Here is a 13,857-nt window from a genome sequence, read left to right as displayed (position 1 = left end):
ATCGCGCAGGGAAGGCCGGGTCGCTCCGGCTGAACCTGTGGTTCCTTCCCCGTGCTTTCTTTTCGCACGGGGGCCACGGGTGCCAGTCGGCACCCGGCCTTCCCTGCGCCCTCACATTGTTCGAGGGACATGCGGAGCGCATCACCCGGGCGTCACGCGCCGCGGGACTGCGGATGCATGCCCAGCTGTTTCAAACGTGATTGGTCATGAGGTGGACGCGACTGCCTCCACATCGTCGGTGCGAGCGAAGCGAGGTGTCCGCCGTAGCCGGAGACGTCGGCGGAAGCAATCGAGTCTGCCTCCGCCGACGCCGTCTGGATTGCTACGGCGCAGGGGCGGCTCGCAATGACGGCGGGAAGAGCGTTGAGGCCCCGGCTGTCAACGTTATTGCAGCCACGCGGGCGCCGCGCGGCGCGCCACAAGGGCCGACTAATCCGCAAACAGCGGCGGCGGCACGAAGCCGCCGAATTCGCGCTCGATCAGTTCGGCGAATTTGAGCGGCGTGCGGTCCTCGAGGAACGGGCCGATGATCTGCACGCCGACCGGAAGGCCGTTCACAAGCCCGAGCGGGATCGCGGTGGCCGGCAGGCCGGGCAAGGTGGCGATGCCGGGCCAGACGAACTGGTCGCCATAGGCATGATCGACGCCGTCGATCGTGATGCGGCGCTGCCCCATATCAGGCGAATGATCGTGTGGATAGGCGGGCGTCGGCATGATCGGGCAGACCACGGCATCGAAGCTCTCGAACAGGAGGCTCCACTGCGCGCGCAGCCGGGCACGGGCGGCGTTGGCCTGAATCCAGTCGCGATGGCTGAGCACGAGGCCGCGCAGCCGTTCGGCCGCGAGGCTCGTCGCATCCGCAGGGAGGCCCACAGCCGCCTGGCTGGCTCCGGCATAGATCTCCGGCGGCATGGTGGCGCCGAGGAATGCGTGCAGCATGCGGAAGTAGAGCCGGCTCGACGCGGCGAAGTCCGGCAGCAGCGGGCTCTCTCTGGTGACGCTGACACGGGCTCCGGCGAGCTCGGCGGCGAGCCGCTCGATCGCGCCGCGCACGGCGGCATCCGTCGGCAGCAGCGGATCGCTCGCGATCACCAGCACGCGAAAATCCTGCAGGCGGTGATGCCGTGGCAGAGGCAGATCGAGGCGATAGGCTTTGCCGGCCTCCAACGGGTCGGGCCCTGCGATCACATCGAGCAGCAGCGCGAGATCGGCGGCCGAGCGCGCCATCGGGCCGGTCACCGCGAGATCCGCCTCGTTCGGCAGCGGCTGGAATGGGGGTGGCGTGTGGCCGCGCGAGGCGACCACGCCATAGGTCGGCTTGTGGGCGAAGACGCCGCAGTGGAACGCCGGCACGCGCAGGGAGCCGCCGATGTCGGAGCCGAGCGACAGCGATCCGAAGCCGGCGGCGAGCGCCGCCGCCGATCCGCCGGACGAGCCGCCGGGCGTGCGGCCGAGGTCGAAAGGGTTGTTGGTGATGCCGTAGATGTCGTTGTAGCTCTGCCAGTCGCCGAGCCCGAGCGGCACGTTGGTCTTGCCCAGCACGATGCCGCCGGCGTCCTTGACGCGGATGACGGCGAGCGCATCCTCTGTGGCGATGAAGTCCTTGTGTTGCGGATTGCCCCAGGTCGTCGGCAGGCCCGCGACGTTGTAGGACTCCTTGAACGTCAGCGGCAGTCCAAGCAGCGGCCGGCGCTCGCCACGCGCCAGCGCCGCGTCCGCGGCGCGCGCGGCTGCAAGCGCGCGGTCGAAATCGCGCACGCAGACCGCGTTGATCCTGCCATCATGCCGTTCGATGCGGTCGATGGCGTGCCGGGTCAGTTCGACCGACGAGATCGTGCGATCGGCCAAAGCCTTCGCCGTGTCGACGGCGGTGGCGAACGTCCATTGCGATGCGGCCAAGGTTCCAACTCCCCAAGTCTCGTGACAAGGGAAAGTCTAGCCGTGGCCGATGGCGGAGGCTTGACCGAAATTGCCCGCCAGAGACTATCCCGGCAGCATGCGCCGCATGATGCGGTCGCGATAGATGAAGATGTGCGCGAGCGCAGCGCCGACATGAACGATGATCAGGATCAGCAGCAGCCATTCGGCGGCCTGATGCAGCCCATCGATGGCGCTGTTGCCGGCCGGGTTGCGCGCGGCCAGCATCGGGAGGGGAAAGAGGTAGAAGAACGAGACGCTCCAGCCGCGGAAGGACGCGAACAGCCAGCCGGTGAGGGTGGTCGCCAGCACCATCACATAGAGGATCCAATGCACGGCTTCCGAGCTCAACCGCTGCCAGGGGGGCAGCGAGCTTTCCGGCGCGACTGGATGAGTGAGCCGCCAGACGAAGCGCACGAGGATCAGCGCCAGGATGGTCAGGCCGAAGGAGATGTGCAGGATCATCGGCGTGCCGGGCGGCGTGTTGGCGTGGAGATCCGGCATCAGCCAGCCGATCGGATATTGGATGACGAGCAGCGTCACCACCAGCCAGTGGAGGATCTTTGCAGGCGTGCCGTAGTGCAGGCGTGGCGTCATGGCGGGGCCTCGTTCGGAATAGGTCTGGCGCAATCAGGATCGGAAGTTCCGCGACACGACACGAGGCGGCCGCTAGGCCGCGCCGATCAATATCCCGACGCCGAGCACGATGACGCCGCCCAGCACGATCTGGAACACCGCCTGCAGGAACGGCGTGTCCATGTAGCGGGCACGGATATAGGCAATCGCCCACAACTCGAAGAACACGACCACCCCTGCGATCGCGGTCGCGATCCAGAACGCGTTGGCCCAGGAATCCGGGACGAGATAGGGCAGCGAATGGCCGAGGCCGCCGAGCGCCGTCATCGCGCCGCAGACCGCGCCGCGCAGCCAGGGCGAGCCGCGCCCGGTGAGCGAGCCGTCGTCGGACAGCGCCTCGGCAAATCCCATGCTGATGCCGGCGCCGATCGAGGCGGCGAGACCGACGAGGAAGGTCTGGAAGTTCTGGTGGGTGGCAAAGGCGGCAGCGAACAGCGGCGCCAGGGTCGACACCGAGCCGTCCATAAGTCCGGCGAGGCCGGGCTGCACATATTGCAGCACGAAGACGCGGCGGCGCGTCTCGTCCTCCTTGTGGCGGACGTCGGGGCTGAGAATCTTGTCGGTCAGCTTGGCCGCGACCTTCTCGTGGCCCTTCTCGGCCTCGGCGAGATCGCCCAGCAGCCGGCGCACGCCGACGTCCTTGGCCTGCTCGGCGGCCTTGGCATAGAAGCGCTCGGCCTCGAACTCCATCGTCCCGACTTCCTTGCGAATGGTGTCGAGCGGCAGGTTCTTGGTCAGCCAGATCGGGCGGCGCTGCATGAAGCCCTTGACGTTCTCGCGCCGGATCGGCGGCAGGTTCTTGCCGAAGCGCTCCTCATAGAGTTCGAGCAGCATGTGGCGGTGGCCCTTCTCCTCCTCCGCCATCTGCTCGAACAGTTTCGCCGAATCCGGATACCGCTCCGCCAGATCTTCCGCGAAGCTCATGTAGATGCGGCCGTCTTCCTCTTCGGCCGAGATCGCGATCGCCAGGATCTCGCGCTCGGTGAGGTCGGCGAAGTTCTTCATTCCAAGGTCCCCGGATCTGTCGCTCTCAACATTCGAATGTTTAGAACGTTTCTAAAGTCTATATGGATTTGCCGCATCGCGGTCAAATTGCTGCCGCGGAGTAGTCGCGAAACATTTCGTGACGTCGCATTCAGGCCCCAGTCAGGGAGCCTCCGCACTAATTCACGGTTCGCGTTTCGCTTTGCCACCTAAGGAGTTCCAATGGACAGCGTCAAATACCGGCTCAACGATCCACGACTGGCGCCGCGCCGAACCAGGATGGATATCCCAGGCTGGGCAGGTGAACGGCAGCCGCGCGCGAATGGCTCGCATGAGCAGGTCTGGCATTGCGTACCATTCTCGGAGGGCGCGCAATATGGCATCGAGCTGTTTTACCCCTACGACTTCGAGCTGCAGGTCACGACGCGCGACGGCAAGCTGGAGCTGTCCGGCGACTGGGGCGAGCCGCCGAGCCCGAGCCTGCAATGGCCGCCGTTCCGCAACTTCGGCGACGGCTTCTACACCTACCAGATCCTGCTCGATCTGAAGGTGCCGAAGGGTTACGCCATCAGGACCGAACCGCATCCGCGGTTCTATACCGACCGCACCGATACGTGCCCGATCGCGGTGCCGGCGCTGATCCGCAACTTCTGGCCGATGCTGTTCTTCTGCGTGTTCAAGGCGCCGGCGGAAGGCCGGACCCACATCTTCCGCCCCGGCGAGCCGTTCGCGCAGGTGATCGTGATTCCGGAGGAGGCGAACTTCACCGTCGAGCCAATGAGTCCCGACGAGGCGGCCGAGCGCGAGCTGCAGTCGCGCCGCATCCATGCCAGCCGGCCGACACTGGGCAAGGAGACCGAATGGGTCTCGAACACCGACACGGTCTTTGACGGCACCTATCGCCATCTGCACCGCGCCGCCAAGGAGAAGGCGCGCAAATCGTGATGGCCGTGGGCCGAAACGAGAAGGACGCCGGCCTCGCGGCCGGCGCCCTGAAGACCGCTATCGCAGTGCGATCAATAGCGATCGTAGCGCCAGTGATGGTGATGATGGTGGTGGTGGTGATGGTAATACCGGCGCGGCGGCACCACGTACACGCGCGGTCCGTAGCCGTAGCCGTAGCCATAACCGCGCCCGTAGCCGTGGTGATGGTGATGATGATGATGGTGGTGATGGTAAAACTGTGCGAGCTGCACCGTCGGCTCGGCCGACGGCTGAGCCTGCTCGTCGAGCGCCTGCAGCACCTTCGCGGCGTTCGGGATCGGTTCGAGAAGGTCGGCGTAGGAAGTGGCCTTCAGGACCTCGGTCGGGGCCGGAGCCGCCGAAGCCTGTGCCGTACCGAGCGCGCCGACAGCGGCGACCGCGCCCAACAAGCCTGCGATCTTCTTATCCATAAATCATCTCCTGATGCGCATCGCCCGGATGCAGAAACGTCAACCCCGAGTGCAAGTTCCTCGATTCGTTTGATAAGGCAGAACGGCGTCGGAAATCAGGCTGTCGATCTGTTCAGGAATCTCAACAGGAGCTGATTGACTCGTTCATGTTGCTCTTGCTGCACCCAATGTCCGGCACGATCGATCAGCTCGCACAAGATAATATTGGTGCAGATTCGGGACTTCATCGCTTCGAACACGCCGGGCCGTTGGTAGAAGCCCCAGTCTTGCAGACCGGAGATGAACGCAGACGGAACGTCGATGCGGCGATCGGACCAAATCTGCAATTCAGCGTCGAACAGGCCCGATGTGCCGCAGCGATACCATTGCAGGCCGCCCTGGAAGCCGGTCCGTTCATATTCGCCGGCATAGACCGCAAGCTCATGGTCCGGCAGCCAGCTGTTCTCGGCGATCGCGGCTGCGTCCGGCATCTCCTCGGCAACGGTCTCCGCCATCGTCTTGGCGAGGTCCATCACGTAGTAGGTCGGCAGCTTGGCGAGCTCGCTCGCGTTCCAGCCTCGCAGCGGATACGGGGCGTTGCCCGGCCAGTCGGCGCTCTTGTGATGATAGTAGGCGCGCAGGAAACCGTGCAGGCCTTGCGGCGCGCGCTGCATGTCCGCGTTTGCCTCGCGCGTCGCGTAATACCCTTGATAGTGCTTGCGCGGCCGCGACAGCGCGGCCAGCTCGCGATGCAGGGGATCCTCCTGCGGCGCGAGGGGATGGTTGGCGATGTCGAACGGTGCTGCGGGCGGTCCCGCGAACGGCGCGCTCATCAGCACGACCGCGTGGAAGACGTCCGGCCGGATCACCGCGCACCACGCCGCGACCGGGCTGCCGAAGTCGTGGCCGATGACAGCCGCGACATGGCGATGGCCGAACGCGTAGACCACGCCGAGCGCATCGCGCACCAGATTGGTGAAGCGGAATGGCGCGAGATCGCCGTCATAGTCGGCGCTCCACCCCGTGGTGCGGCCGTAGCCGCGCTGGTCTGGCGCGAGCACGTGATAACCGGCGGCGGCCAGCGCCGGCATCACCTTGCGCCAGCTGTAGGCGAGCTCGGGAAAGCCATGCAGCAGAAGCACGCAGGGGCGGCCGGGCGTCTCGAAGCCGGCTTCGAGCACGTGCATGCGCAGGCCGTTGATGCCGTCGACGAAGCGGGAGCGGATCGATGGCGGCAGGGGAAGTGGCGGAAAGGGCTGGGACATGGTGGCGCGTTCCTTGTCACCCTCCCCTGGTGGGAGATGGCGGTTTCGCGCGTCAGTGAGCAACCGGGTGAGGGGTCTGTCTCGACAAACGCGATCGCGGCTATATGCCCCTCACCCGCCTCGCTTCGCTCGGCATCCTCTCCCGCAAGGGGAGAGGGAGAGCAATCAGCTACGCCATCGCCTTCTTCGGCCAGTAGCGCTCGCGCAGATGACGCTTGACCAGCTTGCCGGTCGGCGTGCGCGGCAGCTCCGGTTCGAAATCGATCGAGCGCGGGCATTTGATCGGCGACAGGTGCTGGCGGCAGAACAGGATCAATTGCTCCTCAAAATCCTTGCCGGCGCGCGCCATGTCGTGCGGCTGCACGACAGCCTTGACCTCCTCGCCCATTTCCTCGTTGGGCACTCCGAACACGGCGACATCGGCGACATCGGGATGAGTGATGAGGACGTCCTCGGTTTCCTGCGGGTAGATGTTCACCCCGCCGGAGATGATCATGTAGGACTTGCGGTCGGTCAGATAGAGAAAGCCGTCGGCATCGAGATAGCCGACATCGCCGAGCGTCGACCAGCCCTTGTCATTGTAGGCGCGCTTCGTCTTCTCGGGATCGTTGTGATAGGAGAACACAGGCGCGTCGGCGAAATAGACCGAGCCGATCTCGCCGGTCGGCATTTCCTGATCATTCTCGCCGAGGATCTTGATCTTGCCGACCACGGCGCGGCCGACGCTGCCGCGATGCTCCAGCCATTGCTTCGAGGTGCAGACGGTGACGCCGTTGCCTTCCGAGCCGGCATAGTACTCGATCAGGATCGGCCCCCACCATTCGATCATCTTCGCCTTGACGTCGACCGGGCAGGGCGCCGCGGCATGGATCGCGCCCTTGAGCGTCGAGACGTCGTAGCTCTTGCGGATCTCCTCGGGCAGCTTCAGCATGCGGACGAACATGGTCGGCACCAGCTGCGACTGCGTGACCTGGTAGGTCTCGACCAGCTTCAGGAACTCCTCGGCGTCGAAATGCTCCATGATGATCGACGTGCCGCCGAGCACGGTGACCATCATGTTGAAGCGCAGCGGCGCGGCATGATAGAGCGGCGCCGGCGACAGATAGATGCTGTCTGCATTCATGCCGCACATGTCGGCACAGAGCACGCGCAGGAGTGGGCTGGTCTGCTCGATCGGATTGCCCTCGAAATCCTTCTTGATGCCCTTCGGCCGTCCCGTCGTGCCCGACGAGTACAGCATGTCGTAGCCAGCGACCTGGTCGGCAATCGGCGTCTTGGGCTGCGCGCCGGCCTCCTTGTCCCAGGAGCGGAAGCCCGGCTCCGGCTCGTCGACCATGAAGAACAGCGGACCATCAGCGGCGGTCGCGAGATCACGCACCTGCTCGGCGCATGTCGGCGAGGTTATGAAGACCTTGGCGCCGCAATCCCTGATGATGTAGGCGATCTCGTCTTTGGTGAGATAGCGGCTGATCGCGGTGTAGTAGAGGCCGGAGCGCTGCGCCGCCCAGGCGATCTCCATGAAGGCGAGCCGGTTTTCCATCAGGAAGGCGATGTGGTCGCCGGCTTTCAACCCCAGTGCACGGAACAACTGGGCGCCCTGGTTCGAGAGCTCGTCGAGTTCGCGATAGGTGATGGCTTTGCCGGTCCCGGCCATCTGGTAGGCGATCTTGTCGGGATGGCTGCGGGCGTGGATGGAGGGGTGGGTCATGAGGGGCACACCAGCAATTCGGAGAAAAGGTGTCGTCCCGGCCTTGCGCCGGGACCCATAACCACAGGAGCCTGTGGCCAGAGCGAGCTGTGGCGACAGCCCGCACAAAACTTGCCCCGGTGGTTATGGGTCCCCGCGTTCGCGGGGACGACACCGGTGTGGGGGCGAGAGCTACAGTCGCTCGACGATCGTCACATTCGCCATACCGCCGCCTTCGCACATGGTCTGCAGGCCGTAGCGCTTGTTGCGTGCCTTGAGCGCATGCAGCAGCGTGGTCATCAGCTTGGTGCCGGAGCCACCGAGCGGATGGCCGAGCGCGATCGCGCCGCCATTGACGTTGAGCCGGTTCGGATCGGCGCCGATGGTCTTCAGCCACGCGGTCGGTACCGAGGCGAACGCTTCATTGACCTCGTAGAGGTCGATCTCGTCGATCGACATGCCGGCCTTCTGCAGCGCGCGCTGCGTCGCCGGCAGCGGCGCCTCCAGCATGATGACGGGGTCGCCGCCCATCATGGTCATGTGATGGACGCGGGCCAGCGGCTTGACGCCGAGCGACTTCAGGCCGCGCTCGTTGACGACCATCACGCCCGAGGCGCCGTCGCAGATCTGGCTCGCTGATGCCGCAGTGAGCTTGCCGTTCTCGGCAATCAGCTTGACGCTCTTGATGCCGTCGAGACTGACGTCGAAGCGGATGCCTTCGTCGATGTGGTGGGTGTCGGTCGAGCCGTCGGCACGGGTGATCTCGAGCGGGATGATCTCGTCCTTGAAGTGGCCTGCTTGCGTAGCGGCAATCGCGCGCTGATGGCTGTTATAGGCGTATTCGTCGAGCTCATCCTTGGAGAGACCGTATTTCTCCGCCATCATCTCCGCGCCGGTGAACTGGCTGAACTGGATGTTCGGATAGCGGCTCTCGATGTTCGGGCTCTTGTAGTGCCCGAAACCGTTCTTCGCCGGAAGAGCGGAGGACAGACCCATCGGCACCCGGGTCATGGATTCCACGCCGGCCGCGATCACGCAGTCCATCGCGCCCGACATCACCGCCTGCGCGGCGAAGTGCAGCGCCTGCTGCGATGAGCCGCACTGCCGGTCGATCGAGGTGCCCGGCACGCTCTCCGGAAGCTTCGATGCCATCACCGCATTGCGCGCGATGTTGTTGGACTGCTCGCCGGTCTGCATGACGCAGCCCATGATCACGTCCTCGACCTGGTCCGGTGCGGCGCCGGCGCGCTCGACCAGCGCATCCAGCACCTTCGCGGCGAGATCGGCCGGATGCCAGCCGGCCAGTCGGCCTCCCTTACGGCCGCCGGCCGTGCGCGCAGCCGCGACGATGTAGGCTTCCGCCATGACGTGTCCTCCCTAGACTTGGTATTCGTGGTTGGCGGCGATTTAAATGCTCGAACGAGCCTTAGTCAATCGATCAATTAACTCTTGAGATCAACTCTGGCTTCGGCTTAGCTGGCCGGATCAATCGCGAGATACTTTGTGGGACCTCAGCTTCAGAACAGCGCGTCGGAGAAACTTGCCGTGGGGCGGAATGCCACCGCGGAGAAGCTCTTGGTCGCCGCCAGCGATCTGATGATCGCGAGGTCCTCGATCGAGATTTCGCTGAGCGACATTGCGCAGAAGTCCGGCGCCAATGCCGCGCTGGTCAAATATCACTTCGGCAACAAGGACGGGTTGCTGCTGGCGCTCTTGGCGCGCGATGCCGCGACCGAAGTGACCAACCTTGAATTCCTGCTGGCGCAGCCGATCGCGCCGACTGCCAAGCTGAAGCTGCACATCAACGGCATCATCCGCGCCTATTACCGGTTTCCCTACATGAACCGGCTGATCCATTATCTGCTCCACGAGAGCAGTCCTGAGGCCGCCGACGAGGTCTCGAAATTCTTCGTCGCGCCACTGTTGGATTTTCATCGCAGGCTGCTCGACGAGGGGGTCGCCAAAGGCGAGTTTCGCGCCGTCGATCCGGTGCTGTTCTACACCAGCCTGATCGGGGCCTGTGATCACCTGTTCTTCGGCCGGCACGCGATGTCGCGCGCGATCGGCGTCGGCCCGGTCACCGATGATGTCTGCCGCCAGTACATCGCCCATATGGAGGCGTTGATCTGCGGCGGGATATTGAAAGGGGCGAATGGCGAATAGGGAGGTGCGAAGAGTGAGGTGTCGTTCTTCCCTATTCGCCACTCCCTATTCGCTACTCGTCAACAACAAAGAACCAAGGGAGGAACATTCATGCAGTTGAACAACGTTGCCGTTCTCATCACCGGCGGTGGCTCGGGTCTCGGTGCAGCCACGGCGCGCGCGATGGCTGCGAAGGGCGCCAAGATCGCGGTGCTCGATCAGAGCAAGGAGAACGCGGAGAAGGTCGCTGCCGAGCTCAACGGCGTTGCGCTTCATGCCGATGTGACAGACGAGGAGCAGGTCAAGGCCGGCATCGCCAAGGGGGAAGCCGCGCATGGCGTCGCCCGCGTGCTGGTGAACTGCGCCGGCATCGGCGGCTCGCAGCGCATCGTCGGCAAGGACGGTGTCTATCCGCTCGCCAAGTTCGCGCGCATCATCAGCGTCAACCTGATCGGCACCTTCAACGTGCTGCGGCTGTTCGCCGAGCGCCTCGTCACCGCCGAGCCGATCGGCGAGGAGCGCGGCGTCGCCATCAACACCGCGAGCGTTGCCGCGTTCGAGGGCCAGATCGGCCAGATTGCCTATTCGGCGTCGAAGGGCGGCGTGGTCGGCCTCACCTTGCCGGCGGCGCGCGATCTCGCCAGCCAGAAGATCCGCGTCAACACCATCGCGCCCGGCCTGTTCCTGACGCCGCTGCTGATGGGCCTGAACGAAGAGGCGCGCAAGAGCTTAGGGGCGCAGGTGCCGCATCCGGCCCGCCTCGGCGATGCCTCGGAGTATGGCAACCTCGCCGTCCACATCGTCGAGAACCCGATGCTGAACGGCGAGACCATCCGCCTCGACGGCGCCATCCGCATGGCGCCGCGGTAAGGGGGAGAGGTAAGAGAGCCTGGGCGCAGTGCGCTCCCTCTCCCGTTCTTACGGGGAGAGGGTCGGGGTGAGGGGCATCCGCACGGGAAGTGTCCGTGGAGAGACCTGTACCCCCTCACCCGGATCGCATCTTCGATGCAATCCGACCTCTCTCCGCAAGCGGGGCGAGGTCGCAGCGAGCGCTACGCACCAGCGAGCCAAATAATGCCGGCGGCAACGATGTGCTGCTTCGCCGGGATGACAGTGAGGGTGGAGCGTGCGATGACCCAACCGCTGCTGATCGAACATGACAACGGGGTCGACCGGGTGACGCTCAATCGTCCGGACAGCCTCAATGCACTCGATTCCGCTCTGATCGAGGCGCTGAACGGCTATTTCGAGAGCCTGCAGCGCAACCGCACGACGCGCGTCGTCGTGCTCAAGGGCGCGGGCAGGAATTTTTGCGCGGGCCTCGACCTCAAGGCGGCGATGCAGCGACGCGGCGGTCGCAACGATCCTCCGACCGTCACCGAATCACTCGACTCGCAGCGCCGCATCGCCGACATCGTGATGCTGATGCGGCGCTGTCCGCAGCCGATCATCGCGCTGGTGCAGGGGGCGGCCGCCGGCGGCGGCTTTGCACTGGCGCTCGCCGCCGACATGCGCATCGCGACGCGCTCGACGCGCATGAACTGCGCCTTCATCAAGCTCGGTCTCGGAGGCTGCGACATCGGCACCAGCTACTTTCTGCCGCGCCTCGTTGGCGTTTCCGTCGCATCTGAGTTGATTCTGACCGGGCGCTTCATCGGCGCGGAACGCGCGCTCATGGTCGGCCTGGTATCGGAGATCGTCGAAGAGGATGCGCTCGAAAGCGCGGCCGCGCCCTATGTCGACGCGATGATGATGGCTTCACCCGTCGGCCTCCGACTGTCGAAGGAATGTCTCAACATGAGCGTCGATGCGTCGTCGATCGAAGCCGTCATCGCGATGGAAGATCGCAACCAGGTTCTGTGCAGCCGCTCGGAAGATTTCAAGGAGGGCATTGAGGCCTTCCTCCAGAAGCGCAAGCCGGTCTATACAGATCGCTGAATATCAAGATCCGCAAAGGACGATATTTCGGGAGACGCAAAATGGACGGGACGGCCGCGAAGGTGCTGGAGAAGCCAGCGTTCCGCAAGGTCAATTGGCTGGCGCGTGACATCGACGTCGAACGTCGCGATGACGGCGTCGTCATTATCAAGTCGCGCATTCCGCTGCAGGCCTTCGAGGCTCATCTCGCGGCGCCGCTCGCCCGATGGGCGACGGAGGCGCCGACGCGGACCTGGCTCGCGCAACGCAGCGGTCCCGAGCGGCAATGGCGCAAGGTGTCCTATGCCGAGGCCAAACGCACCGTCGACGGGCTGACGCAAGGGCTTCTCAATCTCGATCTCGGCGGTCGCCCCGTCGCGATCCTCTCCGGCAATTCGATCGAGCATGCGCTCCTCACCCTGGCGGCGATGCAGGCGCGGCTGCCGGCGGCGCCCGTGTCGCCGGCCTATTCGCTGATGAGCCACGATCACCTCAAGCTCAAATATCTGTTCGGGCTGGTGAAGCCCGCCGTCGTCATGGTGCAGGACGGTCCGACCTTCGAGAAGGCGCTGCAGGCGCTCGATCTCGACGGCGTCACCGTGATCCACGTCGCGCGTCCGTGCGAGGGCATCGCGAGCACCAGCTTCGCCGATCTCGCCGCGACGCCCGTGACCAGCGAGGTCGAGGCGTCGATCGCGCGGATCACGCCGGAGACGGTCGGCAAGCTGCTGTTCACCTCCGGCTCGACCGGCATGCCCAAGGCCGTCATCAACACGCAAGCGATGATGTGCGCCAATGCGGCGATGATGATGCAGACGCGGCCGCGGGGGCCGGATGCACCGATTTCCACGGTGCTCGACTGGATGCCGTGGAACCACACCATGGGCGGCAATGCGCTGTTCAATCCGCTGCTGATCGAGGGCGGCACGCTCTACATCGACGATGGCCGGCCGATGCCGGGCATGTTCGAGGAGACGATCCGGAACCTGCGCGAGGTGTCGCCGACCTACTACGCCAACGTTCCTGCGGGATATGCCGCGCTGGCTGCCGCCATGGAGAAGGACGACGCGCTGTGCCGCAGCTTCTTCAGGGATCTCGGCATCATGGCCTATGGCGGCGCGCGGCTGCCGGACGATCTCTACGAGCGGATGCAGGCGCTTGCAGTGAAGACGACCGGCGAGCGCATCGTGTTCTACACCGGCTGGGGCTCGACCGAGACGGCGCCGACCTCGACCGGCACCTATTGGAATACGGAGCGTGTCGGCCTGATCGGCCTGCCATTTCCGGGCGTCGAATTGAAGATGGTGCCGACAGGCGACAAATATGAGCTGCGCCTGCGCGGCATCAACGTGATGCCCGGCTATTTCGGCCAGCCGGAGCTGACGAAGAAGGCCTTCGACGAGGAGGGCTTCTACTGCATCGGCGATGCCGGGATCTTCGTTGATCCCGCCGATCCGGTCCAGGGCATCATCTTTGCGGGCCGCGTGGTCGAGGACTTCAAGCTGACCACCGGCACCTTCGTGCATGTCGGCTCGCTGCGCACCGATGCCATCGCGGCTGCGACGCCGGCGATTCACGATGCGCTGGTGACCGGGCAGGACCGCGATTATGTCGGCCTGCTGGCATGGCCCAATCTGCACGCCTGCCGCCAGCTGGTCGGCAATCCCCAAGCGACGTTCGAGGATGTCGTCAAACATCCTGCCGTGATCGACTGCGTCCGCCGCGGTCTCGAGGCGCACAACAAAGAGTGCGAGGGCGCGACCAGCCGACGAATCGGCCGCGCGATGCTGATGGTCGAGCCGCCCTCGATCGACGGCCACGAGCTGACCGACAAGGGCTACATCAACCAGCGCGCCGGACTCGAGCGCCGCGCTGCGCTGGTCGCGCGGCTCTACGCGGCCGAGCCGGACAGCGAGGTGATCGTGCTGTGATGATG

General features: G+C 65.0%; 12 protein-coding genes. 5 read left to right on the top strand and 7 right to left on the bottom strand.

All coding sequences use genetic code 11. From position 1 onward, the window contains the following. Positions 1–429: 429 nt before the first annotated feature. The 3 genes from LQG66_RS20175 to mbfA form a co-directional block, all read right to left on the bottom strand. Entirely contained in the window at positions 430–1,899 is a 1,470-nt protein-coding gene (locus tag LQG66_RS20175) for an amidase (protein ID WP_231317435.1), read from the bottom strand. Positions 1,900–1,983: 84 nt separating this feature from the next. Then, complete coding sequence (locus LQG66_RS20170; protein ID WP_231317434.1) at positions 1,984–2,514, bottom strand: cytochrome b; 531 nt, start codon at positions 2,512–2,514, stop codon at positions 1,984–1,986. 72 nt (positions 2,515–2,586) lie between these two features. After that, a complete protein-coding gene (gene mbfA / locus LQG66_RS20165) occupies positions 2,587–3,558 on the bottom strand; it encodes an iron exporter MbfA (RefSeq protein ID WP_231317433.1) in 972 nt (323 codons plus the stop codon). A 201-nt stretch (positions 3,559–3,759) separates the two neighbouring features. On the opposite strand from mbfA, the gene LQG66_RS20160 reads away from it, so the two are divergent. After that, complete coding sequence (locus LQG66_RS20160; protein WP_231317432.1) at positions 3,760–4,482, top strand: hypothetical protein; 723 nt, start codon at positions 3,760–3,762, stop codon at positions 4,480–4,482. Positions 4,483–4,553: 71 nt separating this feature from the next. Here the strand turns inward: LQG66_RS20160 and LQG66_RS20155 are convergent, their stop codons facing one another. The 4 genes from LQG66_RS20155 to LQG66_RS20140 all read right to left on the bottom strand — a co-directional run bounded on the left by LQG66_RS20155 (position 4,554) and on the right by LQG66_RS20140 (position 9,227). Then, entirely contained in the window at positions 4,554–4,931 is a 378-nt protein-coding gene (locus tag LQG66_RS20155; protein WP_231317431.1) for a hypothetical protein, read from the bottom strand. A 95-nt stretch (positions 4,932–5,026) separates the two neighbouring features. Further along, the gene (locus LQG66_RS20150) at positions 5,027–6,097 is read right to left on the bottom strand and encodes an alpha/beta fold hydrolase (RefSeq protein WP_231327866.1); all 1,071 of its coding nucleotides are present in this window, start codon (positions 6,095–6,097) and stop codon (positions 5,027–5,029) included. A gap of 247 nt (positions 6,098–6,344) precedes the next feature. Next, positions 6,345–7,883, bottom strand: a complete 1,539-nt coding sequence (locus LQG66_RS20145; RefSeq protein ID WP_231317430.1) for an acyl-CoA synthetase — start codon at positions 7,881–7,883, stop codon at positions 6,345–6,347. Positions 7,884–8,054: 171 nt separating this feature from the next. Further along, positions 8,055–9,227 (bottom strand): acetyl-CoA C-acetyltransferase, encoded by a 1,173-nt coding sequence (locus tag LQG66_RS20140; protein WP_231317429.1) that lies wholly within the window; start codon positions 9,225–9,227, stop codon positions 8,055–8,057. Between the two features lie 138 nt (positions 9,228–9,365). Between LQG66_RS20140 and LQG66_RS20135 the strand changes: the two genes are divergently transcribed. The 4 genes from LQG66_RS20135 to LQG66_RS20120 all read left to right on the top strand — a co-directional run bounded on the left by LQG66_RS20135 (position 9,366) and on the right by LQG66_RS20120 (position 13,852). Then, a complete protein-coding gene (locus LQG66_RS20135; RefSeq protein WP_231317428.1) occupies positions 9,366–10,025 on the top strand; it encodes a TetR family transcriptional regulator in 660 nt (219 codons plus the stop codon). Between the two features lie 90 nt (positions 10,026–10,115). Next, positions 10,116–10,874, top strand: a complete 759-nt coding sequence (locus LQG66_RS20130; RefSeq protein ID WP_231317427.1) for an SDR family NAD(P)-dependent oxidoreductase — start codon at positions 10,116–10,118, stop codon at positions 10,872–10,874. 261 nt (positions 10,875–11,135) lie between these two features. After that, on the top strand, positions 11,136–11,942 hold the full coding sequence (locus LQG66_RS20125) for an enoyl-CoA hydratase/isomerase family protein (RefSeq protein ID WP_231327865.1): 807 nt from the start codon (positions 11,136–11,138) through the stop codon (positions 11,940–11,942). Between the two features lie 41 nt (positions 11,943–11,983). After that, positions 11,984–13,852 (top strand): AMP-binding protein, encoded by a 1,869-nt coding sequence (locus tag LQG66_RS20120; protein WP_231317426.1) that lies wholly within the window; start codon positions 11,984–11,986, stop codon positions 13,850–13,852. Positions 13,853–13,857: the final 5 nt, after the last annotated feature.

The organism is Bradyrhizobium ontarionense (assembly GCF_021088345.1).
In the GTDB taxonomy this organism is placed as follows: domain Bacteria; phylum Pseudomonadota; class Alphaproteobacteria; order Rhizobiales; family Xanthobacteraceae; genus Bradyrhizobium; species Bradyrhizobium ontarionense.
Note: the sequence above shows the minus strand (reverse complement) of the source record. Positions and strands in the feature narration are given on the sequence as shown.

What these genes read in the sequence shown, in the direction of transcription:
- LQG66_RS20170 (WP_231317434.1), bottom strand. Translation starts at nt 2,514, where the DNA reads ATGACGCCACGCCTGCACTACGGCACGCCTGCAAAGATCCTCCACTGG.
- mbfA (WP_231317433.1), bottom strand. Translation starts at nt 3,558, where the DNA reads ATGAAGAACTTCGCCGACCTCACCGAGCGCGAGATCCTGGCGATCGCG.
- LQG66_RS20160 (WP_231317432.1), top strand. Translation starts at nt 3,760, where the DNA reads ATGGACAGCGTCAAATACCGGCTCAACGATCCACGACTGGCGCCGCGC.
- LQG66_RS20155 (WP_231317431.1), bottom strand. Translation starts at nt 4,931, where the DNA reads ATGGATAAGAAGATCGCAGGCTTGTTGGGCGCGGTCGCCGCTGTCGGC.
- LQG66_RS20150 (WP_231327866.1), bottom strand. Translation starts at nt 6,097, where the DNA reads ATGCACGTGCTCGAAGCCGGCTTCGAGACGCCCGGCCGCCCCTGCGTG.
- LQG66_RS20145 (WP_231317430.1), bottom strand. Translation starts at nt 7,883, where the DNA reads ATGACCCACCCCTCCATCCACGCCCGCAGCCATCCCGACAAGATCGCC.
- LQG66_RS20140 (WP_231317429.1), bottom strand. Translation starts at nt 9,227, where the DNA reads ATGGCGGAAGCCTACATCGTCGCGGCTGCGCGCACGGCCGGCGGCCGT.
- LQG66_RS20130 (WP_231317427.1), top strand. Translation starts at nt 10,116, where the DNA reads ATGCAGTTGAACAACGTTGCCGTTCTCATCACCGGCGGTGGCTCGGGT.
- LQG66_RS20125 (WP_231327865.1), top strand. Translation starts at nt 11,136, where the DNA reads ATGACCCAACCGCTGCTGATCGAACATGACAACGGGGTCGACCGGGTG.
- LQG66_RS20120 (WP_231317426.1), top strand. Translation starts at nt 11,984, where the DNA reads ATGGACGGGACGGCCGCGAAGGTGCTGGAGAAGCCAGCGTTCCGCAAG.